This window comes from Photobacterium sp. R1 (genome assembly GCF_054600795.1).
The window spans coordinates 1-582 of sequence record NZ_BAAHZP010000056.1; the positions used below are offsets into that span (position 1 = coordinate 1).

The 582-nt window shown below is 51.5% G+C and carries 1 protein-coding gene; it reads right to left on the minus strand.

Annotation, left to right across the window (positions count from 1 at the left end; genetic code table 11):
- Positions 1-89: 89 nt before the first annotated feature.
- The coding region (locus tag ACYP03_RS23915; RefSeq protein ID WP_459782350.1) for a VWA domain-containing protein at positions 90-582 on the minus strand (493 nt) is incomplete at its 5' end.

Sequence of the window (582 nt, forward strand, 5' to 3'; positions counted from 1 at the left end):
CGGACTGTGCACGGCGTTGAGCCAGCCAGAACAAGAGGACAGCTAACGGAATCAATGCCAGTAACCAATAAGGATGCAAGAAAGTAAAATCAGCCATTTCGCCTCCAACTGATTGCCAGCAGGACACTGAAGAGCAACGCGCCTGCCAGCGGGAAGCGAAACAGCTCTTCTCTTGGCCGCCAGGTTTGCTGAGCGGTTGATACAGGTTCCAGATCATTGATTGACTGGTAAATGCTGGCTAATTCCTGTGGATTCCTTGCCCTGAAATATTGACCGTCAGTGAGTGCGGCGATTTGGGTCAGCGCATGTTCGTCTAAATCTTGAGAGGGGTTAACCATGCGATCACCAAAAAAGCTGCGCTGCACCATTTCCTCGGCACCTATACCGACTGTGTATATCCTGACCTTGTTTTCAGCGGCCAGCTTTGCCGCCTCCATCGGATTGATAACACCGGAAGTATTTGCACCGTCACTGAGCAGAATAATCACGCGTTGTTCGGCGTCACTGTTGATAAAGCTTTTCGCCGCGATGCCCAGTCCTTCACCAATGGCGGTGCTTTGCCCAATCAGTCCGAGCACAGTT